Raw genomic sequence first — 25,378 nt, 5'->3', positions numbered from 1 at the left:
TATGTCAATTGTACATTTTGTAGGCGCTGGACCCGGTGATGTGGAACTCATTACCTTAAAAGGGTATCGCAAACTTTCCGAAGCGGATGTAGTTATTTATGCGGGTTCTCTCGTGAATCCAGATCTTCTTCAATACTGTAAGGAAGGTGCGGAGATTCATGACAGCGCGTCTATGCATTTGATGGAAATTATTGATGTCATGGAAGAAGCAGTGAAAGCTGGAAAAGACGTCGTTCGCTTACAAACAGGCGATTTCTCTATCTATGGTTCTATTCGTGAGCAAACAGAAGAGATGAAGAAGAGAGGAATTGAATTTGACTGTATTCCTGGAGTGAGCTCTTTCCTAGGAGCTGCCTCAAGTATTGGAACAGAATATACAGTCCCTGAAGTCTCTCAAAGTGTCATTATCACTCGCATGGCTGGACGGACCCCTGTTCCTGAACGAGAATCCCTCCGCAGCTATGCTCAGCACAGAACCTCTATGGCCATTTTCTTATCTGTACAGGGGATTGAAAAAGTGGTGGCTGAATTGGTTGAGGGTGGCTATCCAATAGAAACACCTGTCGCAGTAATCTATAAGGCAACTTGGCCAGATGAACGCAAGGTCTTTGGGACATTGGAGACCATTACTGAGAAGGTCAAAGAAGCTAAAATTAGAAAAACTGCCTTGATTTTAGTTGGAGATTTCTTGGGTGAAGAGTTTTACTACTCTAAGCTCTATCACAAAGATTTCCACCATGAATTCCGTAAAGGATTGAGTTCGCATGCTAAATGATTCCCCTCGTTACGCCATTGTGGCGGTTACTAACAACGCAAAAAATCTCGGACTAGAGCTCAAGGAAAAACTTGGGATTGATTGTCCGGTCTATACTACTGTGAAAATCGCTGACTCTCGGACAGTACCGATTGAAGGACGTGTCATTGAAGGACTTCGGACGGTATTCCAAGAGGTGGATGTCTTAATTTGTATCATGGCGATTGGTGCGGTTGTCAGAGGCATTGCTCCTGTTATTAAAGACAAAACAACAGATCCTGCTGTGATCGTTATGGATGAAAAAGCTAATCATGTGATTAGTTTATTGAGTGGTCACTTAGGTGGTGCCAATCAAGTTACACTTAAAATCGCTGAATTATTAGATTCAAATCCAGTGATCACGACTGCAACAGATACTCAAAATGTTGTAGCCTTGGATAATATTGCGAAAGAAGTAAATGGGTGGCGGGAAGAATTGCGCCACTTAGTGAAAGTATTCAATTCTTATTTAGCGAATAAGGACTGTGTCTATTTTTATCAAGAAAAGCCTTGGGTTTCTGACCTGAGAGGGCTAACAGTCATTGAAGAAAATCAGATTCAGGAAGTCCTTGCTAATAAGAGCCCATTTATTTGGTTGACCTCTCAAGCAGTTGAGGTTGACGAAGAAGTGGTAGCCCTGATTCATCCAAAACCCTATGTTTTAGGAGTTGGGGCAAAGAAGGATCTTCCACCTTCCACTTTTATGGAATCTTTTCATGCATTTTGTGAACAAGAGGGAATCTCCGGTTCAGAAATCGCAAAAATTGCTAGTATTGATGTCAAAAAAAATGAACAGGCGATACTAGAATTAGCCCAACACCTTGACTGTCCTTTCCAAACCTACTCTAAGGAGGAACTGCTAGTGGTGGCGGATAAATATCCGCAATCGGAATTTGTTAAGAAGACTGTTGGGGTTGGAAGTGTGGCGCTTGCTAGCGCGGACCTTGCAAGTAAAGGAAATGTGCTGACCCAACGGTTCGCACAAAATGGAGCAACATTTGCACTTGGTAAATTAGTTAACAATTATTAAATATTAGATTTAAGGAGAAATACATATGTTATACGTTATTGGACTTGGCCCAGGTAAAGAAGAATTGATGTCTCAAGAGGCATTGGAAGCAATCAAGGATTGTGAAATTATTGTAGGGTATTCTACCTACATGCGTTTGATCAAAGATCTTGTAAAAGATAAAGAAATGGTTGCAACTGGTATGCGTCATGAAATTGAACGCTGTCAAAAAGCCATTGATCTCGCTCATGAAACTGGAAAAAATGTTGGGGTCGTTTCGAGTGGGGATGCCGGTGTCTATGGGATGGCTGGTTTGATCCTCGAGTTATTAGAAGAAAACGATACGATTGAAGTAAAGGTTGTACCAGGAATTACAGCAAGCCTTGGAGCAGCTGCAGTGATGGGAGCACCTCTCATGAACGACTTCTGTCATATTTCACTTAGTGACTTGATGACTCCATGGGAAATGATTGAAAAACGTCTTCATGCAGCAGCACAAGGTGACTTTGTTGTTTGTTTATACAATCCAAGAAGTAAAGGTCGTCCAGAGCACTTAGCAAGAGCGCTTGAAATTATGTCTGAATACAAAGCCAAAGATACAATTGTCGGTATCGGTAAGGATATCGGACGTAAGGAAGAACAAATTGTGCTTACTACGATTGAAGACTTAGATGAAACTCTTGTAGACATGACTACAATTGTCATTGTTGGAAACAAAGAGACTTATGTGAAAAATGGTCGCATGATCACACCTCGAGGATATACACTATGATAAAACTACTTTTCGGTGGAACAGCTGAAAGTACAGAGATTCTTGAATTCCTCTCGCAAAAGAATATCCCAGTGACTACCTCTGTTGTGTCGGATTATGGCCGCCATTTAGCTTCTAAATTTGGGCAGGACGTGGTCCAAGGAAGAATGACAGCTGACCAAATGGTTGCTTTCATCAAAGAGAATGACGTTGATGAAATTATTGATGCTTCGCATCCCTTTGCGGATATTGTCTCTCAAGAAGCGATGAAAGCAGCGAATCAGGCTGGAATTCCATATGTGCGCTTTGAACGACAAGCTACCATCGACTTATCGGGTGCTACCGTTGTCCATTCGACAGAAGAAGCCATTGAATACATCAAAGAGAAAGAGTATAAAACAGTCTATTTAGGAACTGGAAGCAAAACCTTGCCACTTTTTGTTCATGGTTTACCAGAGTCGCGTATTGTGGTTCGTGTTCTTCCAACTTCGGAAGTTCTAAAAGGTTGTGAAGAGTTGGGACTTGTTCCGGATCAAATTGATGCTATCAAGGCTCCTTTCTCTAAAGAGTGCAACAAGCAATTGCTGGCTCGCTCCAAAGCGGAAGTGTTTGTTTCCAAAGAAAGTGGAAGTATTGGTGGGATTCGAGAAAAAATCGAAGGCTGTCAAGAACTTGGAATGGATTGTGTGATTATTTCACGACCTATTGTCAACTATCCTAAAGTAGTGTCAACTATTGAGGAATTGGAAACTCATTTAAAGAAAGAGGTGAATGGATGAGCGGCTTTGTTAGTTTAGTAGGTGCGGGTCCAGGAGATGAAGAATTAATCTCTCTTAAAGGAGCACGGAGACTTGAAGAAGCGGATGTTCTCATCTATGACCGCTTAGTAAATCCTATGCTTCTGTCCTACACAAAAGCGAACTGTGAAAAGATCTATGTTGGTAAGATTCCTAATCAACCTTGTGTTTCTCAAGAAAAAATTGAAGAAGTCTTGGTTGCAAAAGCCAAAGAAGGGAAAAAAGTTGTTCGCCTAAAAAGTGGCGATCCCTATATCTTTGGCCGAGGAGGAGAGGAAGCTCAAACTCTTATTCAAGAAGGGATTCCCTTTGAAGTTGTACCAGGAATTACCTCAGCTATAGCAGGCCTTGCCTATGCAGGTATTCCCATGACCTTTAGAAATATCGCGACTAGCTTCCATGTCTTTACTGGCCATCTACAAGATGCCAGTGAAGCATTGAACTGGGATGCGATTTCCCACTTAAAAGGAACTTTAGTCTTCCTTATGGGAATGAAAAACTTGCAGACCATTTGTGAAGAATTGATGGTTCGTGGTTACGATAAGGAAACTCCGGTTGCGATTATCGAATGGGCTACTCATCCTCAACAACGCTCGATCGATGGAAAATTAGAGACCATTGTTGAACTGGCTGAAAAACACCAGATGAAAGCACCAAGTTTGATTGTGATTGGGGACGTTGTTGCTTTCCGTGAGGAATTGAACTACCATGAAAAACTGCCTTTGTTCGGTCGAACCGTTTTGGTGCAAGAAACTCCTAATGCCAAGCTTCCTAAACTGTTGAAGGATGCTGGGGCGACAGTGTATGCTTTTCAGTCACCAAGTAAAATGCTTGCAAAAGAACTGCAACTTCCTCAACTTTCTGACATTGACGGTTTAGTAGTGACAGACCCAAGCTCTTGGAACTTCTTTGTTGCCTATTTGCAACAAGAATATCTGGATATTCGGAGTCTCAGTCATCTGAAGATTGTAGCAAGTGGACATCATACCATCAAGACCATTAAAGAAGCAGGAATTCGCCTCTATGATCAAATCAATGATGTTGCAGAAGAGAATTTTGTGAAACGGATGAGTGAGCAAGAAGGAAACTGGATCATTCTCACTTCTGATATTAAGGAAAAAGCAGTAGCAGAAGTTTTGAACTTCCCGATCCACACCACTCATACTGTGGCCTTTGAAAATGAATCATTCTCTTATCATGCAGAGGATATCCAGCTGATCTGTTTGCCAAACTCTGCTGCAGCTTACCACTTTGTGTTGATGGCAGAGAAAACCCAAGAGAATTGGAAAGAGAAACCGATTGTCATTATGGGAGACAATACTAGATCTGTATTGGAAAAAGCTGGCTATCATCAGTTGATTGAAACAGAAGAAAGAACCTTAAAATCGGTTTGTGAAGCTTGCCAAACTTTTTTTAGAAGGGAAAGTGAAAATGAGTAAAGCGATTATTGTCGTTAGTTTCGGGACCACCTATCCCGAAACTCGTAAGAAAACCATTCAAGCCTGTGAAGAGACGATCCAACGGCGGTTCCCAGATTTTCAGGTCCACCGTGCCTTCACTTCAAATGTTGTCATTAAGCGCATTAAAGAAAATGAAGGAATCTCAGTTCCAACTGTGAACCAATTATTGGAACAATTGAAAAAGGATGGTGTCAAGGAAGTTTATATTCAACCACTCCACATTATCTTGGGAAGTGAGTATGAAAAAGTGGTTCACCAAGCCAACCAGTTTAAAGAAGATTTTGAACTTCTAAAAATCGGGAAACCTCTTCTTTTTAGTGAAGAAGATTATGAAAATGTTGCAAATATTCTTGTAAAAGAATACAATAATGATGATGTAGACGAAGCTACCATCCTTATGGGACATGGTAGTCAGCATTATGCCTTTACTGCCTACGCCGCTTTGGATCATATGTTGACGGATGAAGCTGTCTATATCGGCTGTGTCGAGTCTTATCCTCCGGTAGAGTTACTCGAAAAACGTCTGGAAGCTAAAGGCGTTAAAAAAGTTCATCTTGCTCCCTTTATGTTAGTGGCTGGCGATCATGCTACCAATGATTTGTGTTCGGATGAAGAAGGATCATGGAAACACTTCTTTACAGAAAAAGGCTACCAAGTAGAGACACACTTGATTGGACTTGGTGAATACCCAAGTGTTCAAGAACTCTATGTTCAACACTTAGAAAAGATTATTAAATAGGAGGTCTAAAATGGCAACATTTTACGGTATTGGGATTGGTCCAGGAGACAGTGAACTCGTAACCGTTAAAGCCAAAAATATTCTGCAAACATTGGATATTTTGTACACTCCTGAAGCCAAACGCGGTTCCAAGAGTGTGGCATTGACGATTGCGAGTCCCTATGTCAGTGATCATCTAGAGATTAAACAACGCCACTTTCCAATGGTTCGTTCCTTAGAAAAGAAGGAACCTCAATGGGAACAAATTGCTGCTGAAATTGTAGAAGATGTAAAAGCTGGGAAGAATGTTGGCTTTATCACTTTAGGGGATCCGATGGTCTATAGTACCTATAGTTACCTCTTGAGATTAATTGGGAATAGCATTGATACCCAAACGATTCCTGGAATTACCTCATTTGGTAGCATGGCTTCTGTCTTGGGGCAACCATTGACCATGGATGAAGAGTCCTTTGCAGTTGTTCCTGCTACAGCAGATGCGGATAAGATTGACCAAGCACTAGCGATTCATGATACAGTTGTGATTATGAAAGTGGCCAATCATTTGGATGTGATTCTTCCCTTGTTGGAGAAGTACGACCTGATTGAAAAAACATTTTTAGTCAGTCATGCCTCTACTGAAAAGCAAAGAATTTTGTACGGAGTATCGGACTTAACAGTCGATGACAAATTGGATTATTTTACAACCCTATTGGTCAAGAAACATCCATTAGGGTAATGAAAAAAGGAGTGATATTATGAAACAACGTAAAAAAATGATAGCAATTGCTCTTTTAGTATTGCTAATCATCTTTAGACCTCAACCTGTATCTGCTATGCACATTATGGAAGGGTATCTCCCTTTGGTATGGTGTATTGTCTGGTTCTTACTATTTTTACCATTCTTCATTTTAGGTTTGATCAAAATTAAGAAGATTATTTCAAAAGATCCAAATTCAAAAACCATGTTGGCCTTATCCGGTGCCTTTATCTTTATCTTATCCTCATTGAAGATCCCTTCAGTAACAGGATCTAGCTCTCACCCAACCGGTGTTGGTTTGGGAACTGCTATGTTTGGGCCATCTGTTATTAGTGTACTAGGAACGATTTGTTTGTTGTTCCAAGCTCTTCTTCTTGCCCACGGTGGGTTGACAACCCTTGGTGCCAATGCTTTTTCAATGGCAGTCGTAGGTCCTTTTGTCGGATTTGCAGTTTATAAATTTAGCCGTTCTTTGAAACTATCTAAACCAGTCTCACTCTTCTTGTGTGCGATGATTGCAGATTTAGCGACTTATGCCACAACTTCCCTTCAACTTGGATTGGTCTTCCCGGATCCAACCACTGGATTTGTGGGTTCAACCATTAAGTTCTTAGGAGTCTTTCTAATTACGCAAATTCCAATTGCCATTGTAGAAGGACTACTTACAGTTATCTTCTATAACTTGATTTCTGAAAATGCGACAGAAAGAGAGGGGCTCTTCCTATGAAAAAACAAAAAAATCTTTTGTTATTAGCTGCCATTGTTGTGATTATTGTCGGTGCTTTCTTATTTGCTCCTAAGGGAGTAGAATATAGTGGTACGGATGATGCTGCAGAAAATGCTATTTCGACCATTCAAAAGGACTATAAACCATGGTTCTCACCTTTGTTTGAACCACCAGGATCAGAAGTTGAAAGCTTGCTCTTTACCCTTCAAGGTAGTATCGGTGCTGGAATTATCTTTTATGTCATCGGTTACCAAAGAGGGAAAAAACATCAAGAAAAATAATTTAGTTTAGTAAGTATTTGTATGGGAGGAAACTATGTTTGTGATTGATCGCTATGCTTATAACAACCGTTGGACTGCAGTTCCAGAACTGCATAAGTTCAGTTTGTATATTTTGTTAATGGTCATTTCTTTCTCTGGTTTCCTCCCCTTACAAATTCTACTAATTGCTATCATGGTCCCCTTGACGTGTTATATTGCTAGACTTCCTATTTTAAAATACTTGAGCTGGTTTCGCTATCCATCTATTTTCATTTTATTAAGTATGGCGACTTTTGTCATTAGCTATGGTGAAAATAGTCATCAGTTTTTAATGGCCATTCCAGTTGGAAGTCATGGCTATTTAGGAGTTTTTCATTCTTCTGCTAAACAAGTTGGACCGATTGTTATGAGAATTTACTGTTCTTTAATTTCAACCTATTTTATGGCTTTAACCATTCCCTTTAACCAGATGATGAAGCTTTGTAAAACCCTTCATTTGCCGGCTATCTTAATGGAATTAATCGTTCTTATGTATCGCTTTATCTTTCTAGTCTTAATCGAATTTTTAACCATTCGAGATACCTTAGATTTGAAGTTTTCATTTGTCAATAAGAAAAAAAGTTATCTTGGCTGGGGAAGATTAGCCAATACCTTGTTTGTGAAATTATTGGCTGACAATCAACGGTTAAATGATGTCTTAACCTTGAAATTTGCGCAAGCCAAAGAACTCGATGAGGAGGAATAAAAATATGTTGAAATTAGAGAATATTACGGTTTTGTTTGATGATTTAAAAGCCTTAGACCATGTGAATATGGAGTTCATGGAAGGTAAAATTACCGGGATCATTGGTACCAATGGTTCAGGGAAATCTACCTTGATGAAGGTGATGACCAAACTGCTTAAACCCCAAGAAGGTAGTGTTTATTTGGATCAGCAGCTCATTCAAGACAAAAAGAAAGATTTATTTTCCTATCGACAAGAAGTCAATATGGTGTTTCAAAATCCGGAACAGCAATTGTTTTATACCATTGCTAAAGATGATATTGGCATGGCACTAGAGAATTTAGGTTACTCCAAAGAGGAGTGTGAGAAACGGGTTCAAGAAGCCATTGAACTGATGGACATCGAAGAGTTGCAGGACCGGCCAGTGCAATACTTGAGTTACGGCCAAAAGAAAAAAGTAGCCATTGCGGGAATGTTAGCGCTCAAACCGCGTTTTCTATTGTTAGACGAGCCGACCGCAGGCCTGGATCCAAAAGGCCGGGACCAAATGGCCATGATTATGAAAAAACTTGTTTCCAATGGAACCAGCATTATTGTTACCAGCCACGACATGGATCTCATGTATGACTGTTGTGACTATGCCTACCTCATCAAAAAAGGCCAGATAATGACCCAAGGGACAAAATATGAAGTGTTCCAGGAAGAAAAGTTGTTGTTGGATGCTGGACTTTCTGTCCCATGGGTTGTCAAACTTCATCAGGCCATCCAAACACCTTTAGTCGAAAATGAAGAGATTCTGTTTGAACAGTTGAAAGAAGGATATCTATGGCAAAATCATTAATGATTCAGGGGACAGCTTCCGATGCAGGTAAAAGTTTAATTGCCGCGGGCTTGTGCCGTATTTTAAAGCAAGATGGCTACACGGTCGTTCCATATTGAAAAAACATTTTTAGTCAGTCATGCCTCTACTGAAAAGCAAAGAATTTTGTACGGAGTGTCGGACTTAACAGTCGATGACAAATTGGATTATTTTACAACCCTATTGGTTAAGAAACATCCATTAGGGTAATGAAAAAGGAGTGATATTATGAAACAACGTAAAAAAATGCTAGCAATTGCTCTTTTAGTATTGCTACTTATCTTTAGACCGCAACCTGTGTCTGCTATGCACATTATGGAAGGCTATCTCCCATTAGTATGGTGTATTGTTTGGTTCTTGCTATTTTTACCATTCTTCATCTTCGGTTTGATCAAAATTAAGAAGATTATTTCAAAAGATCCAAATTCAAAAACCATGTTGGCCTTATCCGGTGCCTTTATCTTTATCTTATCCTCATTGAAGATCCCTTCAGTAACAGGATCTAGCTCTCACCCAACCGGTGTTGGTTTGGGAACTGCTATGTTTGGGCCATCTGTTATTAGTGTACTAGGAACGATTTGTTTGTTGTTCCAAGCTCTTCTTCTTGCCCACGGTGGGTTGACAACCCTTGGTGCCAATGCTTTTTCAATGGCAGTCGTAGGTCCTTTTGTCGGATTTGCAGTTTATAAATTTAGCCGTTCTTTGAAACTATCTAAACCAGTCTCACTCTTCTTGTGTGCGATGATTGCAGATTTAGCGACTTATGCAACAACTTCCCTTCAACTTGGATTGGTCTTCCCGGATCCAACCACTGGATTTGTGGGTTCAACCATTAAGTTCTTAGGAGTCTTTCTAATTACGCAAATTCCAATTGCCATTGTAGAAGGACTACTTACAGTTATCTTCTATAACTTGATTTCTGAAAATGCGACAGAAAGAGAGGGGCTCTTCCTATGAAAAAACAAAAAAATCTTTTGTTATTAGCTGCCATTGTTGTGATTATTGTCGGTGCTTTCTTATTTGCTCCTAAGGGAGTAGAATATAGTGGTACGGATGATGCTGCAGAAAATGCTATTTCGACTATTCAAAAGGACTATAAACCATGGTTCTCACCTTTGTTTGAACCACCAGGATCAGAAGTTGAAAGCTTGCTCTTTACCCTTCAAGGTAGTATCGGTGCTGGAATTATCTTTTATGTCATCGGTTACCAAAGAGGGAAAAAACATCAAGAAAAATAATTTAGTTTAGTAAGTATTTGTATGGGAGGAAACTATGTTTGTGATTGATCGCTATGCTTATAACAACCGTTGGACTGCAGTTCCAGTGTTGCATAAATTTATTTTATATGTTTTATTGATGGTTATCTCGTTCTCTGGTTTCCTTCCTTTACAAATCTTGTTAATAGTTGTAATGGTACCTCTGACTTGCTATATTGCCAAAATTCCAGTTTTTAAATACTTAGGCTGGTTTCGTTACCCATCGATTTTTATCTTATTGAGTATGGCAACCTTTGTTTTCAGCTATGGAGAAAATAGTCAGCAGTTCTTAATGGCCATCCCTGTAGGAAGCCATGGCTATTTTGGTATTTTCCATGCTTCGGCAAAACAAGTGCTTCCTATTATGATGAGAATATACTGTTCTTTAATTTCAAGCTATTTTATGGCTTTAACCATTCCCTTTAATCAAATGATGAAGCTTTTTAAGAGTCTCCATTTGCCAGATATTCTAATGGAATTAATCGTCCTCATGTATCGCTTTATCTTTTTAGTCTTAATCGAATTTTTGACCATTCGCGATACCTTAGATTTGAAATTTTCATTTGTCAATAAGAAAAAAACTTATCTTGCTTGGGGAAGATTAGCCAATACCTTGTTTGTGAAATTATTGGCGGATAATCAGCGCTTAAATGATGTCTTAACCCTGAAATTTGCTCAAGCTAAAGAAATTGATGAAGAGGAATAAAAAATGTTAAAATTAGAGAATATTACAGTTTTATTTGATGATTTGAAAGCTGTGGACCATGTGAATATGGAATTCATGGAAGGAAAGATCACTGGAATTATTGGAACCAATGGTTCAGGGAAATCTACCCTGATGAAGGTCATGACCAAACTGCTCAAGCCCCAAGAAGGCAGTGTGAGTTTGGATAATCAGGTCATTCAAGATAAGAAGAAAGCTTTGTTTGCTTACCGGCAAGAAGTCAATATGGTCTTTCAAAATCCGGAGCAGCAATTGTTTTATACCATTGCCAAAGATGATATTGGCATGGCATTAGAGAATTTAGGATACTCCAAAGAGGAGTGTGAGAAACGGGTTCAAGAAGCCATTGAACTGATGGACATCGAAGAGTTGCAGGATCGACCGGTGCAATATTTGAGTTACGGCCAAAAGAAAAAAGTAGCCATTGCGGGGATGTTAGCTCTCAAACCACGTTTTCTATTGTTAGACGAACCGACTGCTGGATTGGATCCTAAAGGGCGGGACCAAATGGCCATGATTATGAAAAAACTAGTTTCCAATGGAACGAGCATTATTGTTACCAGCCACGACATGGATCTCATGTATGACTGTTGTGACTATGCCTACCTCATCAAGAAAGGCAAGATTATGACTCAAGGGACAAAATATGAAGTGTTCCAGGAGGAAAAGTTGTTGTTGGATGCTGGACTTTCTGTGCCATGGGTTGTCAAACTTCATCAGGCAATCCAGACGCCCCTTGTTGAAAATGAAGAGATTCTATTTGAGCAGTTGAAAGAAGGATACCTATGGCAAAATCGTTAATGATTCAGGGAACAGCTTCAGATGCTGGTAAAAGTTTAATTGCCGCGGGTTTGTGTCGTATTTTAAAACAAGATGGTTACACAGTTGTTCCCTTTAAATCTCAAAATATGGCCTTGAACTCCTTTATCACCAAAAAAGGATTTGAGATGGGGCGAGCACAAGTGGTACAAGCAGAAGCAGCGGGCATCGATCCAGATGTCCGTATGAATCCGGTCTTACTCAAGCCCACTTCGGACCGCAAATCTCAAGTGGTTTTTATGGGGAAAGTCCTAAAAGATATGGATGCAGTAGATTACCATGAATTTAAACAAGAGTTACTGCCTAAAATCAAAGAAGTCTACCAAGAATTGGACCAGGAGTATGATGCCATTATCTTAGAAGGAGCGGGTAGTCCAGCTGAAATCAACTTAAATGAACGCGATATCGTCAATATGGGGATGGCTCGTCTGGTTGATGCTCCGGTCATCTTAGTTGCGGATATTGACAAGGGAGGCGTATTTGCCTCTATTTATGGTACAATCGAATTAATGCCAGAAGAAGACCGCAAACGCATCAAAGGGGTTCTGATCAATAAATTTAGGGGAGATGTTGCCCTCCTTCAATCTGGAATCGATATGATCGAAGAGCTTACCCACGTGCCTGTCCTAGGCGTGGTCCCTTATGCAGATATCGATATTGATAGTGAGGATAGTGTCGCTTTAGGCAGTAAAGGACGCAGCTTTAATCATGACAAAGATCTGGATGTGGCTATTATCACCCTAAAACGCATCTCCAACTTCACAGATTTTCATAGTTTGGAAATTCAACCGGACGTTTCGGTTCGTTATGTCATGCCAGGGGATGCTATTGGAAATCCGGATCTTCTGATTTTGCCTGGAAGTAAGAATACGATTGAAGATATGCAAGTCTTACAAAATGCTGGGATTGTCGAGAAAATCCAGCAGTGTGCTGATCGAGGTATTCGCATTTTTGGCATTTGTGGAGGTTTCCAGTTATTAGGCAAGACGATTTCTGATCCTAATCATGTCGAGTCTGAATTGGATGAAATTGAAGGGCTAGGGCTGCTGGATATCGCAACGCAGATGCAGGGAACAAAACGGACAACTCAAGTACAGGCAGAACACGAAGGTCAAATTCTGGAAGGTTACGAAATCCATATGGGGGAAACAGAGATATCAGATAGCTTGACACCATTTTCTCGTATTATTCTTCAAAATGGTGAGGAAACAAGCAGATATGATGGAGCTGTTTCACCAGACAAACGAATTCAAGGGACCTATCTCCATGGTGTCTTTGATAATTCTCAATGGACTCGCGATTATTTGAATCAAATTCGAATTGAAAAAGGCTTGGAACCCGTAACGGATCAAGTTATGGATCTGAAAGAATTTAAAGATCTACAATATGATAAACTCGCAGCAGTCATTCGTGATTCTGTCGATATGAAGAAGATTTACCAGATTATGAACGGAGAAGAGCTTTAATGAGAATTTACACAAAGTATGGGGATAAAGGTTTTACCCGTCTATATGGCGGTGATCGTGTGTCTAAAACACATATTCGTGTGGAAGCATACGGGACCATGGATGAATTGTGCTCTCAAGTTGGCTACCTAGTATCTGAAATGAAGGAATACAAGGAATTGGATGATATCAGAGAGGAATGTGAAGAGATTCAACAACACTTATTTGATTGTGGAAGCGACCTTGCCACTCCTAGAGAATTAAGACCTTATAAGCAAAAAGAATCCGATATTACCTTCCTAGAAGAAAAAATGGATGCTTATATACACATTCCTGAAAAAATTGATCGTTTCATTATTCCTGGTGGACATCGAATTGCGAGTCTCTTTCATGTGGCTCGTACTATGACACGGCGCTTAGAGAGAAGAATGGTCGCTGTGATTGAAGCAGATGAAACAGTTAACGAGGTTGGACTGATTTATATTAATCGCTTGTCAGATTACTTTTTCGTGGCGGCCCGTTTGGTCAACCACCGTTTAGATGTCAAAGATACAGTCTATAAACGAAGCGCTAAGATTTTTAGAGAAAGAAAAGAGGAGAAATAGCCATGTATCCTGTCATGATGAATATCCAAAATAAACCAGTAGTGGTAATTGGTGGAGGAAAAGTGGCAGCTCGTAAAATTAAGACCTTGTTGTATGAAGGAGCGAAGGTTACAGTCATTAGTCCTAAACTCAATGAAGAAATTCCTAAATCCCAGGTTGAATGGGTTCAAAGAAGCTATCAAACAGGTGATTTGGAGGGAGCTAAACTAGTTTTTGCCTGCACTGATAACCAGGATATCAATAAAAAAGTGATGGAAGAGGCTCACCCTAGTCAGTTCGTGAATAATACAGGGGATAAGAAAAATTCCGACTTTTATAATGTTGCAATTGCATCAAATAATGAATTATCCGTCATGATTTCTACCAATGGTTTATCTCCATCGCGCTCAAAAGAAGTTAGAAAAAAGATCGAACAACTTTTAGATCAATTATAAGAACGAGGTGGATAGAATGTATTTATTATATGTTGGTGTCACACATCGTGTAGCACCCTTATCAGTTTTAGAGCGTGTACATTTTTCTGATGAGGAAAAAATTGCTGCGCTCAAAAAATTAAAAGCAGAAAAAAGTATTCTGGAGGATGTCATCCTTTCAACCTGCAACCGGACAGAGTTGTACTTGGTTGTTGATCAGTTACATACTGGTCGCTATTATTCCAAACACTTTCTAGCGGATTGGTTTCAGATAGATATTGAAGAATTGGAGCCTTATCTTACGTTTAAAGAAGGAAATGAGGCCTTAGAACATTTATTTCGGGTATCTATTGGTTTAGATTCCAAGATAGTTGGTGAAACCCAAGTTCTTGGGCAATTAAAGCAGGCCTTTTTAACTGCACAAGAAACTGGAACTACTGGGATTGTACTTAATCAAGCTTTTCGACAAGCAGTGACCTTTGCAAAAAGGATGCATGATGTCTATCGAATCAATGCCCGCCCCATGTCTATTGGGTTGACTTCTTTACAAATGTTGGATAGGGAAGACCTTGATTATGAAAATACAAAGATCACTGTCATTGGCTTAGGGGAAATTGGCCAATTGGTGACGAAATATGTCTTACAACGTCCTTTTCAGTCTATCCGCTTGGTTAACCGTACCTTATCAAAGGCCAATCCTTATTTAACGGAAGATCGTATTCAGGCCTATTCATGGGATGATTTAGCTGAGGCTGTAAAGGATGCGGATATTATTTTCACAGCCATTAAGTCAGAAGGCTATATCCTCTATCCTGATATGGTAAAAGCAGGAGCTATCGTTTTTGACTTATGTTTGCCTCGGACTTGTCATCCTAATTCTTCTATAACCATTCACAATATTGAAAATATCACCAGTGAATTGCAAGCTTTCTTTGAAGAAAGAAATGAAATTGCAAAGGATATCGAAGCAGAGATCTCCAGTGAACTAGTGAGTTTTGAAGAATGGAAGCAGCAACTGGGCATTATACCTCTGATTCAAGAAATTCGAGAAAAAGCCATTCAGGCTCAAGAATCGGCTATGGAGAGTTTGTTGCGCAAACTACCAGATCTCACCGAACGGGAAAAGAAACAAATTTCCAAGCATATGAAGAGCATCATTAATCAGATCCTGAAGGAACCTTTATTGCAATTAAAAGAAATGTCTGTTGGCGAAAATTCAGAGTATGATATTGCCTTGATTGCAAAAATCTTCGATCTTCATAGTGGAAAGGGAGTAAACCATGAGAAGCATTAAAGTTGGAACAAGAAAAAGCCAGTTAGCCATGACCCAGACCAAAATGGTGGTAGAGCGCTTAAAAGAATGCCATCCTGAGGTTGACTTTGAATTGGTCCCTTATAAAACTCAGGGAGATCGTTTAGTACACGTATCTCTTCAAACCATTGGGGGAAAAGGCGTTTTTGTAAAGGAAATTGAACAAGCTCTCTTGAATAAAGACATTGATATAGCGATCCATAGTTTAAAAGATGTTCCTTCTATTCTTGTGGATGGCTGTACCATTGGAGCTATACCGGAGAGAGAAGATGTCAGAGACTGTCTGATTTTTAGAGAAGAAGGGATGACCTTGGCCACTCTTCCTCAAGGAGCCGTTGTAGGGACCAGTAGTATTCGTCGTCAGGTGCAACTACAAAGTTTAAGAAATGATCTTCAATTCAAACCCTTACGTGGAAATATTGATTCTAGAATTCGAAAATTACAAGAAGGTGAATGTGATGCCATCGTGCTAGCTGCTGCTGGCCTAAAACGGATCGGGTATTTGGATCAGTCACCTTCTTTGAATTTAGAATTTTTAGATCCTCAGACATTTATTCCTGCAGTTTCGCAAGGGGCATTAGCCGTTGAATGTCGGGAAGATGATGAGGAAGTTCTGGAAATATTGGCTTCTATCCATGATAAAGAAGTAGAAAACTGCATCCAATTGGAAAGAAGTTTCTTAAGCTTGATGAATGCGGATTGTACCTTCCCAGTAGGAGCACATGCTCAATATATCGATGGTCACTATCACTTAGAGACTATGTTGGCGGATGCCAAAGATCGTTGCCTTTATGTAGCTCTTACGTCTAAGGATGGTAGCGATCTTCCCAAACTGGCTTTGGAGCAATTAATGGAAAAAGGAGCCTTAACGGATAAATGGTGGGAAGCTTAATTATTTTTACAAGAGAACAAGAGCCCTCTGTCGAATTACAGACTTTACTGGACCAGAACCAAGTCAGATGGATGCATGCACCATTGATTTGCACGCAAGGCAATCCGATTCCACCAATGCTGGATGACAAACTGGACAAAGCTGATTGGGTCTTCTTTACCAGTGCCAATACCGTCAAATTATTTCTTCCCTATTTGAAACCTGATCTAAAGATTGCGTCGATTGGAAGCCAGACTAGTAAGCTATTAAAAGAACATGATATTGATGTCACTTTTGAGTCTAGTAGCCAGTATGGAGTTGATTTTATCAAGGAGTGGGCAAGTCGATACGGGTATCATCAAGCTATTTTGTTCCCACACAGTGATCTTGCTAATCCAACCTATCCAAAAATGTTACAAGAATTGGGGCATGATGTTTATGCTTGGCCCCTCTATCAAACTGTTGCCAATCAAGAGGGAATCGCTAAAATAAGAGAGCTTCTATCCTTAAAAGAACCATGTGTATGGACCTTTGCTAGTCCATCAGCCTGGGATGTTTTTTATCAAGAAGGGCTTTCTTTGCCAAAACATCACCAAATTGGTGTTATTGGAGAGACTACAGCAAAAGCTGTTTTAGATTGTGGTGTTTCCGTAAACTATATTCCTTCAAGTCCATCAATGGTGAAATTGGTTGAGCTGATCATAAAGGAGATTAAAGAACATGAATTTTAAAAGACATCGTAGACTAAGAAAAAATCCTCTCATGAGAGATTTGGTAAGAGAAACGACTCTCAGTGTCAATGACTTTATTCAACCACTCTTTGTAAAGGAGAATCTAGAGCAAAAAGAAGAAGTGGCCTCCATGCCAGGAGTCTATCAATTTGCCTTAGCAGATCTTCTAGAAGAAGTCGAATCCTGTGTACAACTCGGGATCAAATCCTTTATTATATTTGGGATTCCAGCTGTAAAGGATGAAGTTGGTTCAGAGGCCTCTAACCCAGATGGGATTGTTCAAAAAGCTCTTCGCTTGATTAAGCAACACTATCCAGATTTAATTCTCATAGCAGATACCTGTCTATGCGAATTTACAAGTCACGGACATTGTGGCATTCTAGATGGTGAAACGGTTGTAAACGATCTTTCTTTGGAACGCTTAGTCCAAGTAGCGATTAGTCAAGCTGAAGCGGGAGCAGATATCATTGCACCGTCTAATGCCATGGATGGATATGTTGCAGCGATTCGAGAAGGCTTAGACAAGTCTGGCTTTGACATGGTACCGATTATGTCTTATTCGGTTAAATTTGCTTCTAGTTTTTATGGACCATTTCGTGATGCTGGTGAGAGTGCTCCGGCATTTGGTGATAGAAAAACCTATCAGATGGATCCAGCAAACCGTTTAGAAGCTCTGCGGGAGGCTCAAAGTGATGAAGAAGAAGGAGCAGATTTCCTAATGGTAAAACCAGCTCTTGCCTTCTTAGATGTCTTAAGAGATTTACGAAATCAAAGCAATCTTCCACTTGTGGCATACAATGTCAGTGGGGAATACAGTATGGTGAAGGCTGCTGCTGCCCAAGGTTGGATTGATGAGAGAGCAGTGGTCCTGGAAAGTATCATCGGAATGAAGCGAGCAGGAGCGGATTTAATCATATCTTATTTTGCCAAGGATGTAGCAGGATATTTGAAAGGCTAGGTTGAAAAATGAAACGAACACAATCAAATGATTACTTCAAGGAAGCAGAATCCATTTTCCCAGGTGGTGTCAATAGCCCTGTACGAGCTTTTAAGGCAGTCGGTGGCAATCCTCTCTTTATAGACCATGCTCAAGGATCTTATCTCTATGATGTAGATGGGAATCAATTTGTGGATTACGTGCTCTCTTGGGGACCAATGATTTTAGGACATGCTCCAAAAGATGTTCTTGAAAAAGTACAAGATGCCCTATGGGAAGGAACCAGTTATGGTGCACCGAGTCCACGTGAAATCAAACTAGGCAAGCTTATTAAAGAACGTCTCCCTTTTGTAGAGAGAATTCGAATGGTCAATTCTGGTACAGAGGCAACCATGAGTGCCATCCGTTTAGCGCGTGGGATTACCAAAAGACCAAAGGTAGTGAAATTTATTGGTTGCTACCATGGTCATAGTGATTCTTTCTTGGTTCAAGCTGGCTCTGGTGTAGCAAGCTTTGGAATTGCAGATTCAGCGGGTGTCATACCTGAGGTGGCGCGTGAGACGATTGCCCTTCCTTATAACGATTTAGATGCATTGCGAACTTGTTTTGAAGAGCATGGTCATGAAATCGCTTGTGTCATTGTAGAAGCTATTGCAGGAAACATGGGCTTGATTCCAGGACATAAAGAATTCATTGAAGAGATTCGCCGTCTAACAACAGAAGCTGGCTCTCTCTTCATTATTGATGAAGTCATGACTGGTTTTCGTGCACATTATCAAGGGGCAGTAGGCTTGTATAAAGTTGACCCTGATTTGATATGTTTGGGGAAAGTCATCGGAGGTGGTTTCCCAGTGGCCGCTTTTGGTGGTAAGGCTCAATACATGAATCAAATCGCTCCTTTAGGAGATATTTATCAAGCTGGAACCTTATCAGGGAATCCGATCGCCATGGCAGCTGGTTATGAAAACTTACGCCTATTGACCAAGGAAGTCTTTGATCACACGGTCGAAAAGACTGCTTATCTCTGTCAGGGCATCCGCAATTTAGCCGAAAAACATGGGGTAGCTCTTCAAGTGGTTTCTGTTGGAACCATGTTTGGATTTTTCTTCTCAGAAAAACCAGTATTGAATTTTGAGGATTCTAAACAAGCAGACCATCAACTTTTTGCCAAGGCACATGGGCTACTTTTGCAAGAAGGGGTTTATATTGCTCCATCTCAATATGAAAGCAACTTCTTATCAAGTGCTCATTCTTATGAGGATCTAGACCGCACCTTAGCTGCTTTTGATAAAGCCTTTAGCCAGTTATAATGAGAGGAAAAATATGGGGAAGATTGTTTTAGTCACAGGTGGTGCTCGTAGTGGTAAATCCTCCTTTGCTGAATCCAAACTTTTGCAGAAGGAAGGGGTTTGTTACATTGCAACTGGTCTCGTGATGAAAGAGGATCCAGAATGGCAGGAGCGGGTCAAGCTCCATCAAGAAAGACGACCACAAAGCTGGGATACGCTCGAGCAATACCGGGACTTAGCGACTTGGATTGAACAAGATGATCATGGCGATTACTTATTAGACTGTGCGACCATGTTAACCACCAATCGACTTTTTGATTTGGTTAATGAGTGGTATCCCGATAAAGGTTACTTATCGGACGAGCAGTTCTTAAGTAAAGCCGAACAAGCCCGTATATTGGCAGCTATGGAAGCCGAGTGGTCTCAGATACTTTCTGCCATGAAAGAGCGCCAAGCTACTTTTTGGATTGTCACCAATGAAGTTGGTCTCGGTATTGTTCCGGACACGCGTCTAGGACGTTACTTTAGAGATCTTCAAGGTCGGGTCAATCAATTGATTGCAAAGGAGGCAAGTGAAGTCTACTTGGTTATTTGTGGACTGGCACAGCAGTTAAAATGATTTCAGCACTGATTATCTATACACAATTTTTTAGTCGGATTGTGATTCCAAAAGCGGTTGATCTCTCCTATGTTCGAAAAGGAGTTCCCATTTTAACGCTCTTTGGTCTCTTATTAGGGCTCATTTCCTCCTTATTTTTTGTTCTGACATCTTTGGTACTTCCTGACACCATTGCCTGGATTTTAACCTTGTTCTTTGATGTACTTTTAACGGGAGGCTTCCATTTAGACGGCCTTGCAGATACAGCTGATGGCTTATTCTCTTCTCGTTCCAAGGAACGGATGTTGGAAATCATGAAAGACAGCCGTATCGGTAGTAATGGTGTCTTGGCCTTAATTTTCTATTACGGCCTAATGATCGCGATGGGACCATATCTTCCCCAGCCTAAGTGGCTGATTGTCGCTTCTTTATCGATGATTGGGAAGGTTGGGCTGACCATTCAGCTCTACAAGATGCGCTATGCAAGAGAATCTGGTGGCTCTGGAAACTTCTTTTCCGGAACCAAGACCAGTTCCATCCTCATAGCTCAGATTGTCCCACTGGCTGTTCTTATTGCTGGCTTTTGGCTCAAAGGGCTCCTTGCTTATAGTTTGGTCATTCTTGGTACTCTAGCCTTTCGCTGGTTCGTTTATCAAAAGATTGATGGCGAGACAGGGGATACCTTAGGAGCATCAGTAGAAGTAGCCCAGATAATATTTTTGATAGGAATGATCATATGACAGTAAAAAAGTGGTACCTGATTCGCCATGGAGAAACAGACTTTAATAAAAAACGGTTTTTCTATGGAAAAGCGGATGTCTCAATCAACGAGACGGGAAAAGAACAAGCTGCCCTCCTTCATCAATTGATGAAAGGAAGAAGCATTTCTCGAGTTTATACTAGTCAGCTCAAAAGAACGCAAGAAACAGCTGCCATCATTTTCCCAGATCAGAATCCCACGGCTTATAAAGCCTTGAACGAAAGAGATTTCGGCTTATGGGAGGGAAGGACAGCCAATGAAATTCAAGCGGCCTTTCCCTTGGTTTGGGAAGAATGGCTGGAAAACCCCTTTGAGGTGACGCCCTCTAAGGCTGAACCTTTTCAAAAATTTAAAGAACGAGTCTGGTCGATTACCCAGGAGATTCGCGAAACAGCGGACCCTGAAATCGTAATTGTAGGGCACTTAGGAGTCTTACGACTGATTTACCAGTTTTTAGTTAATACGGAAGCTGATTTCTGGTCGATCGATATCCCACAAGGAACGGCCTTGTTATTAGAGGACAATGATCCTTGGGAAGAAAGACTCATCAAACAAGAAGATGACTTGAACCATTTACAGGACAAGTGATCAGAACACAAAATGATATAGAAAGTAAGACAGTTATTGGGAGAGTACTTCTCTACGTTTTATTTTCTTGCCAATTAAACTATATTAACAGGATGAAGATACAAATGAAAAAATGGAAATTACTTTTAGGAACAGCTTTAGTAAGCGTCGCTCTTCTTGGTTGTGCAAAAACGAAAAAACCTTCCTCACCTGAGGAAGCAAAAAAAGCTCAAACCGTCACCATTGGGTATACCCAGTTTCCAACCAATATTGATCCAGCAGATGAGTACAATGGCTGGTTTACTGTTCGTTACGGAGTTGGTGAAACCTTATTTAAAATGGATGATCAGTTGAAACCACAACCTTGGCTAGCTGAAAAAATTGAACAACCCTCTCAATTGGAGTGGAAAATTACCCTTCGCAATGATGTCACTTTCCAAAATGGGGAAAAAATGACAGGGGCGAAGGTAGAGGCCTCTCTAAAACGACTCATTGAAAAGAGTAAACGTGCGGCAGATGACCTTGGAATTGAGAGCATTCATTCGGATGGTCAAACCGTCACTATTAAAACAAAATTAGAACAGCCGATCATGAAGAATCTATTAGCAGAGCCTTATTCTGTTATTGTAGACGTAGATGGGAAAGCTGCCTCTGACAAATCTCAAGTAGGAACAGGTCCGTTTCTTATTAAGACCTATACTCCAGAAACAGGAGCTACTTTAGAGGCCTATGAAAACTATTGGGGTGGTAAAGCTAAGGTGGCACAGGTTCAGATTAAATATTTCTCTGATCCGACAGCCATTTCTGCTGCCCTTCAATCTAAAGAAGTTGATGCTGTTTATGGGCTCCCATATGCGAATCTAGCAAGCTTTAAAAAAGACAGCCAGTATAAAATTTCTGAAAAAGAAGGTGGCCGTTACTTAAGCTATGTCTACAACTTTGAAAATCCTTATGTAGCTGATGATCAGTTCCGTCAAGCTTTGGATACCTTGGTCGACAAGAAAACCTATACAGAATCCCTCTTTAAAGGTGCTGCCGTTCCAGCTACTGGACCGCTCCCTTCTAGCTCCGATTTTGCGTTAGATAAAAGTGTTCATGAGTTCAATGTAGAAAAAGCTAAGAAACTGTTAGATGAGGCTGGCTACAAGGATACCGATGGAGATGGCTACCGTGAAAAAGATGGAAAGAAAGTCACGATTGAGTTGCTCTCCTTTACTCGTTTACCAGAAATGCCGTTAGCCATTGAAGCTTCTCAACAACAATTAAAAGAGGTTGGCATTGAAGCGAAGATTCGTAAGGTGGAAGTGAGTGCTGTCGCAACGGAGAAAGATTATGCCTTCACGCCTTATGCTGTAGTAGCTGCTCCGATTGGCGATCCATATGCTTACTTTAACTCAGCTGTCAAAACTGGGGGTGTAGGAAATATCGGTCATTATAGCAATGCGGAAGCTGATCAGAAGATCGAAGCACTAGCAACTGAGACCGATCAGAAAAAACGGATCCAATTAAGCAAGGACATTCAAGCCCTTATGGATAAGGATCATGGTTATACAATCATTGGATTTTATAAAGTTGCCATCGTTATGGACAAATCCATCTCTCATTTAGAATCCCATCCAACAGATTATTACCATGTAACAAATAAACTCTCGAAGGAGTAAAGCTATGTTGCAACTGACGAATGTCACGGTTTCTTCCCCGTCCAAGGTTATTTTAGATCAACTTTCTCTAACCGTTTCGGCAGGTGAAGCAGTCGGAATCGTCGGAGAAAGTGGCAGTGGCAAAACAACGATTTTAAAATTGCTTTTGGGTCTTCCCTTGAATGACTTAGTCTTTACCCAAGGCAGGATTTCTTATAGGGATCAGGCCATCAGCCCACAAAAGAAGCGGGTTTCTTATCCCTTTGTAGGGACAGAACTGGCCTGGGTGACCCAGCAGTCCAGTCTAGGTTTTAACAACAACCGTAAAATCAAGGATCATTACGAGGACCTCGTCAAGAGTCATCGCTCTCAAGTAGAAAAGATGAGATCTTTAGAGGAATGCCTCCAGATGGTTGGCTTAGATCCAGCACAGGTACCATCAAAGTATCCTTTTGAACTCAGTGGAGGTATGATGCAACGAGTGGCCATTGCTTTGGCCTTAGCCACTCATCCTAAATTGCTCTTGGCAGATGAGCCGACCAGTGCCCTGGATGTTCTCTCCAAGGAATCGTTTATTCAAACCTTGATTCAATTGCTAAGGACCGAAGAATCCAGCCTCTTATTTGTCACTCATGATATGAGTGTCGCTAAAAAGTTGGCAGATAGGATCTTGGTTATGAAGGAGGGGAGGATTGTGGAAGAAGGAAGACGCGACCAAATTTTCCAAAATCCGCAACATCCCTACACCCAGAAATTACTAAGGGCTATTCCCAAACTAAAATTGTAGCAGGAGTCACCAAATGACCTATTTACTCGAATGTAAAGATCTCACTCATCATTATCAAGATCCACTTCATCATCAGGCTGGTGTTTTTGATGTGTCCTTTACTCTAAATAAGGGTCATCGGCTTGGTTTGGTCGGAGAATCTGGTTCGGGTAAAAGTACCATTGCCAAAATTCTGAGTCGACTCCTGGATGTGCAAGAGGGAAGGATTCAGTTTCTGGGGCAATCGCTGACAAGTTTTACTGACCTTGAGTTTTACAAAAAGGTCCAGTACATCTCTCAACAGCCTCAAGAAGCCTTTCATCCCAAAAGGACCTTACAAGCAAGTTTAGAAGAGGTTTGCCAGAATTTTAAGATTTGTAAGACTAAGAAGGAGATGGAAGAGAAGATTCACCAACTCCTGGAAAGGGTTGGCTTGGATCCTGTCCTGGCCCAGCAATTTCCCCACCAATTAAGTGGTGGAGAATGTCAACGGATGGCCATTGCCAGGGCTCTCTTGGTCCAACCTGACTTATTAATTTGTGATGAGATCACCAGTGCCTTAGACGTGACCGTCCAAGAGGGAGTGATGGAACTCTTAGAAGAGATTCAGAATAGCTCCCAAACATCTTTTCTCTTTATTTCACACGATATTGCGCTGGTCAGCCAATTTTGTGATGAAATCATGGTACTAAAAGATGGAAAAATTCAAGAGAATGGGGTGATGTCAGACGTTTTGCGAAATCCTCAGTCGGACTACACCAAACTGTTGATGAAACCTTATCAGGAAGAAGGAAGGGAGCCATGACAAGATATTTCATCAAATTACTATTTCAAATGGTTTTGATCCTGCTCTGTGTTAGTTTTCTTTCTTTCTTGTTAGTGTATCTGGCTAAAGGGGACCCTGCAAAAAGTATCTTAAATGCGCAAGGAATTCCTTATACCAAAGAACTACTAGAGATAAAACGAGCTGAGATGGGCTTAAACGATAGTTTTATTTTGCAATATCTGAGATGGTTAGGAAACATCCTCCAGGGAAATTTTGGGATCAGCTATCGTACAGGAGCCCCAGTTTGGGATCAATTGGTCTTTTACTTTCCAAATACGATCTATCTAGGGATCCACATCTTGCTGGCAACCCTTGCCATATCCCTTCCTCTCTCGATTTATGCAGCCTATCATGTCGGTAGTCGACTGGATCGATTGATAATGACGGTCTGCGCATTTTTAAATGCCATTCCTAGTTTTGTCATTGGAATTCTCTTGATGCTTGTCTTTTCAGTCAAGCTTGGCTGGTTTCCTATTCAGTCAACCGCAAATGAATGGGGCTTAATTTTACCGATTTCTACCATGGCGCTGACCATGTCTACACGCTATATTCCTCAATTGAGAACGGCTATCATTGATGAGCTGCAGTCGCCAGCAGTAGAAGGCGCAAGAGGACGTGGCATACCGGAAGGTCGCATTCTTTTTAAGGATGTCTTGTATAATACCCTTCCCTTTTTGTTGACATTGGTGAGTTTGTCACTGGGTTCTCTGTTAGGAGGTGTTGCCATTATAGAGTATTTATTCTCTTGGCCAGGCATCGGAAAAATGCTGATTGCAGTTGTGGTCAATCGGGATTATCCTCTGGTCCAAGGAGCTGTTCTGGTGATTACACTTGGGGTATTGCTGGTCAATTTTACCACCCAAGCCTTGATCACATGGCTAAACCCTAAGGCCCGTCTTTCGCAACCAAACCCCTTCCTTCTTTTTAAGAAACAGGCTAGTTCTAAAGGAATTGGAGGCTAAGC

At 40.8% G+C, this 25,378-nt stretch carries 30 protein-coding genes and 1 pseudogene; all 31 read left to right on the top strand.

The genetic code is table 11. The features are described from left to right. Window position 1 precedes the first annotated feature (1 nt). The 31 genes and pseudogenes from RDV49_RS07895 (at window position 2) to RDV49_RS07750 (ending at window position 25,376) form a co-directional block, all read left to right on the top strand. Entirely contained in the window at window positions 2-775 is a 774-nt protein-coding gene (locus RDV49_RS07895; RefSeq protein ID WP_003006925.1) for a cobalt-precorrin-4 methyltransferase, read from the top strand. Further along, entirely contained in the window at window positions 765-1,823 is a 1,059-nt protein-coding gene (locus RDV49_RS07890) for a cobalt-precorrin 5A hydrolase (RefSeq protein WP_003006927.1), read from the top strand. The genes RDV49_RS07895 and RDV49_RS07890 overlap by 11 nt, the downstream gene beginning before the upstream one ends. Before the next feature lie 25 nt (window positions 1,824-1,848). Next, the gene (gene cobJ / locus RDV49_RS07885; RefSeq protein WP_003006929.1) at window positions 1,849-2,574 is read left to right on the top strand and encodes a precorrin-3B C(17)-methyltransferase; all 726 of its coding nucleotides are present in this window, start codon (window positions 1,849-1,851) and stop codon (window positions 2,572-2,574) included. After that, on the top strand, window positions 2,571-3,332 hold the full coding sequence (gene cobK / locus RDV49_RS07880; protein ID WP_003006931.1) for a precorrin-6A reductase: 762 nt from the start codon (window positions 2,571-2,573) through the stop codon (window positions 3,330-3,332). Before cobJ ends, cobK begins: the two co-directional genes overlap by 4 nt. Continuing rightward, window positions 3,329-4,789, top strand: a complete 1,461-nt coding sequence (cobA, locus tag RDV49_RS07875; RefSeq protein WP_003006933.1) for a uroporphyrinogen-III C-methyltransferase — start codon at window positions 3,329-3,331, stop codon at window positions 4,787-4,789. Before cobK ends, cobA begins: the two co-directional genes overlap by 4 nt. Next, a complete protein-coding gene (locus RDV49_RS07870; RefSeq protein WP_003006934.1) occupies window positions 4,782-5,549 on the top strand; it encodes a sirohydrochlorin cobaltochelatase in 768 nt (255 codons plus the stop codon). The genes cobA and RDV49_RS07870 overlap by 8 nt, the downstream gene beginning before the upstream one ends. Before the next feature lie 10 nt (window positions 5,550-5,559). Then, entirely contained in the window at window positions 5,560-6,264 is a 705-nt protein-coding gene (locus RDV49_RS07865; protein WP_003006937.1) for a cobalt-factor II C(20)-methyltransferase, read from the top strand. A gap of 19 nt (window positions 6,265-6,283) precedes the next feature. Then, a complete protein-coding gene (locus tag RDV49_RS07860; protein ID WP_310744344.1) occupies window positions 6,284-7,012 on the top strand; it encodes an energy-coupling factor ABC transporter permease in 729 nt (242 codons plus the stop codon). Further along, window positions 7,009-7,293 (top strand): energy-coupling factor ABC transporter substrate-binding protein, encoded by a 285-nt coding sequence (locus tag RDV49_RS07855; RefSeq protein WP_003010674.1) that lies wholly within the window; start codon window positions 7,009-7,011, stop codon window positions 7,291-7,293. The genes RDV49_RS07860 and RDV49_RS07855 overlap by 4 nt, the downstream gene beginning before the upstream one ends. A 34-nt stretch (window positions 7,294-7,327) precedes the next feature. Then, on the top strand, window positions 7,328-8,017 hold the full coding sequence (locus tag RDV49_RS07850) for a CbiQ family ECF transporter T component (RefSeq protein WP_310744343.1): 690 nt from the start codon (window positions 7,328-7,330) through the stop codon (window positions 8,015-8,017). 4 nt (window positions 8,018-8,021) lie between these two features. Continuing rightward, complete coding sequence (locus tag RDV49_RS07845) at window positions 8,022-8,837, top strand: energy-coupling factor ABC transporter ATP-binding protein (RefSeq protein ID WP_037608620.1); 816 nt, start codon at window positions 8,022-8,024, stop codon at window positions 8,835-8,837. Next, window positions 8,822-8,932 (top strand): annotated as a pseudogene (locus RDV49_RS10430) (nucleotide-binding protein); the annotation flags it as partial. The gene RDV49_RS07845 and the pseudogene RDV49_RS10430, both read left to right, overlap by 16 nt. Before the next feature lie 151 nt (window positions 8,933-9,083). Next, window positions 9,084-9,812, top strand: a complete 729-nt coding sequence (locus RDV49_RS07840; protein ID WP_310744342.1) for an energy-coupling factor ABC transporter permease — start codon at window positions 9,084-9,086, stop codon at window positions 9,810-9,812. Next, window positions 9,809-10,093: an energy-coupling factor ABC transporter substrate-binding protein gene (locus tag RDV49_RS07835; protein ID WP_003010674.1), complete on the top strand. Its 285-nt coding sequence runs from the start codon at window positions 9,809-9,811 to the stop codon at window positions 10,091-10,093. The genes RDV49_RS07840 and RDV49_RS07835 overlap by 4 nt, the downstream gene beginning before the upstream one ends. 34 nt (window positions 10,094-10,127) lie before the next feature. Next, the gene (locus RDV49_RS07830) at window positions 10,128-10,817 is read left to right on the top strand and encodes a CbiQ family ECF transporter T component (protein WP_310744341.1); all 690 of its coding nucleotides are present in this window, start codon (window positions 10,128-10,130) and stop codon (window positions 10,815-10,817) included. Between the two features lie 3 nt (window positions 10,818-10,820). Next, window positions 10,821-11,636, top strand: coding sequence for an energy-coupling factor ABC transporter ATP-binding protein (locus RDV49_RS07825; protein WP_003006943.1), 816 nt, complete (start codon window positions 10,821-10,823; stop codon window positions 11,634-11,636). Next, window positions 11,621-13,120: a cobyric acid synthase gene (locus RDV49_RS07820; protein WP_003006946.1), complete on the top strand. Its 1,500-nt coding sequence runs from the start codon at window positions 11,621-11,623 to the stop codon at window positions 13,118-13,120. The genes RDV49_RS07825 and RDV49_RS07820 overlap by 16 nt, the downstream gene beginning before the upstream one ends. Then, window positions 13,120-13,704: a cob(I)yrinic acid a,c-diamide adenosyltransferase gene (locus tag RDV49_RS07815; protein ID WP_003006949.1), complete on the top strand. Its 585-nt coding sequence runs from the start codon at window positions 13,120-13,122 to the stop codon at window positions 13,702-13,704. The genes RDV49_RS07820 and RDV49_RS07815 overlap by 1 nt, the downstream gene beginning before the upstream one ends. A gap of 2 nt (window positions 13,705-13,706) precedes the next feature. Continuing rightward, a complete protein-coding gene (locus RDV49_RS07810) occupies window positions 13,707-14,138 on the top strand; it encodes a precorrin-2 dehydrogenase/sirohydrochlorin ferrochelatase family protein (protein ID WP_003006952.1) in 432 nt (143 codons plus the stop codon). A 16-nt stretch (window positions 14,139-14,154) separates the two neighbouring features. Continuing rightward, a complete protein-coding gene (gene hemA, locus RDV49_RS07805) occupies window positions 14,155-15,411 on the top strand; it encodes a glutamyl-tRNA reductase (protein ID WP_003006955.1) in 1,257 nt (418 codons plus the stop codon). After that, on the top strand, window positions 15,398-16,321 hold the full coding sequence (hemC, locus tag RDV49_RS07800; protein ID WP_003006959.1) for a hydroxymethylbilane synthase: 924 nt from the start codon (window positions 15,398-15,400) through the stop codon (window positions 16,319-16,321). Before hemA ends, hemC begins: the two co-directional genes overlap by 14 nt. Beyond that, on the top strand, window positions 16,306-17,031 hold the full coding sequence (locus tag RDV49_RS07795; protein WP_003006962.1) for a uroporphyrinogen-III synthase: 726 nt from the start codon (window positions 16,306-16,308) through the stop codon (window positions 17,029-17,031). Before hemC ends, RDV49_RS07795 begins: the two co-directional genes overlap by 16 nt. Then, window positions 17,021-17,989 carry a porphobilinogen synthase gene (gene hemB / locus RDV49_RS07790; RefSeq protein ID WP_003006965.1) on the top strand — a complete coding sequence of 323 codons (969 nt, stop codon included), beginning with the start codon at window positions 17,021-17,023 and terminating at the stop codon, window positions 17,987-17,989. The genes RDV49_RS07795 and hemB overlap by 11 nt, the downstream gene beginning before the upstream one ends. 8 nt (window positions 17,990-17,997) lie before the next feature. Then, the gene (gene hemL, locus RDV49_RS07785) at window positions 17,998-19,278 is read left to right on the top strand and encodes a glutamate-1-semialdehyde 2,1-aminomutase (RefSeq protein WP_003006970.1); all 1,281 of its coding nucleotides are present in this window, start codon (window positions 17,998-18,000) and stop codon (window positions 19,276-19,278) included. 13 nt (window positions 19,279-19,291) lie between these two features. Then, complete coding sequence (gene cobU / locus RDV49_RS07780; RefSeq protein ID WP_003006973.1) at window positions 19,292-19,876, top strand: bifunctional adenosylcobinamide kinase/adenosylcobinamide-phosphate guanylyltransferase; 585 nt, start codon at window positions 19,292-19,294, stop codon at window positions 19,874-19,876. After that, window positions 19,873-20,595: an adenosylcobinamide-GDP ribazoletransferase gene (cobS, locus tag RDV49_RS07775; protein WP_003006977.1), complete on the top strand. Its 723-nt coding sequence runs from the start codon at window positions 19,873-19,875 to the stop codon at window positions 20,593-20,595. The genes cobU and cobS overlap by 4 nt, the downstream gene beginning before the upstream one ends. Next, entirely contained in the window at window positions 20,592-21,203 is a 612-nt protein-coding gene (locus tag RDV49_RS07770; protein WP_003006980.1) for a histidine phosphatase family protein, read from the top strand. Before cobS ends, RDV49_RS07770 begins: the two co-directional genes overlap by 4 nt. A gap of 104 nt (window positions 21,204-21,307) precedes the next feature. Continuing rightward, window positions 21,308-22,843: an ABC transporter substrate-binding protein gene (locus tag RDV49_RS07765; RefSeq protein ID WP_310744340.1), complete on the top strand. Its 1,536-nt coding sequence runs from the start codon at window positions 21,308-21,310 to the stop codon at window positions 22,841-22,843. Window positions 22,844-22,847: 4 nt separating this feature from the next. Continuing rightward, window positions 22,848-23,609 carry an ATP-binding cassette domain-containing protein gene (locus RDV49_RS07760; RefSeq protein ID WP_003006986.1) on the top strand — a complete coding sequence of 254 codons (762 nt, stop codon included), beginning with the start codon at window positions 22,848-22,850 and terminating at the stop codon, window positions 23,607-23,609. A 13-nt stretch (window positions 23,610-23,622) separates the two neighbouring features. Further along, window positions 23,623-24,393, top strand: a complete 771-nt coding sequence (locus tag RDV49_RS07755; RefSeq protein WP_003006989.1) for an ABC transporter ATP-binding protein — start codon at window positions 23,623-23,625, stop codon at window positions 24,391-24,393. Next, window positions 24,390-25,376, top strand: a complete 987-nt coding sequence (locus RDV49_RS07750; RefSeq protein ID WP_003006992.1) for an ABC transporter permease — start codon at window positions 24,390-24,392, stop codon at window positions 25,374-25,376. The genes RDV49_RS07755 and RDV49_RS07750 overlap by 4 nt, the downstream gene beginning before the upstream one ends. Window positions 25,377-25,378: the final 2 nt, after the last annotated feature.

It is taken from the genome of Streptococcus parasanguinis, assembly GCF_031582885.1.
GTDB lineage: Bacteria > Bacillota > Bacilli > Lactobacillales > Streptococcaceae > Streptococcus > Streptococcus parasanguinis_M.
Note: the sequence above shows the minus strand (reverse complement) of the source record. Positions and strands in the feature narration are given on the sequence as shown.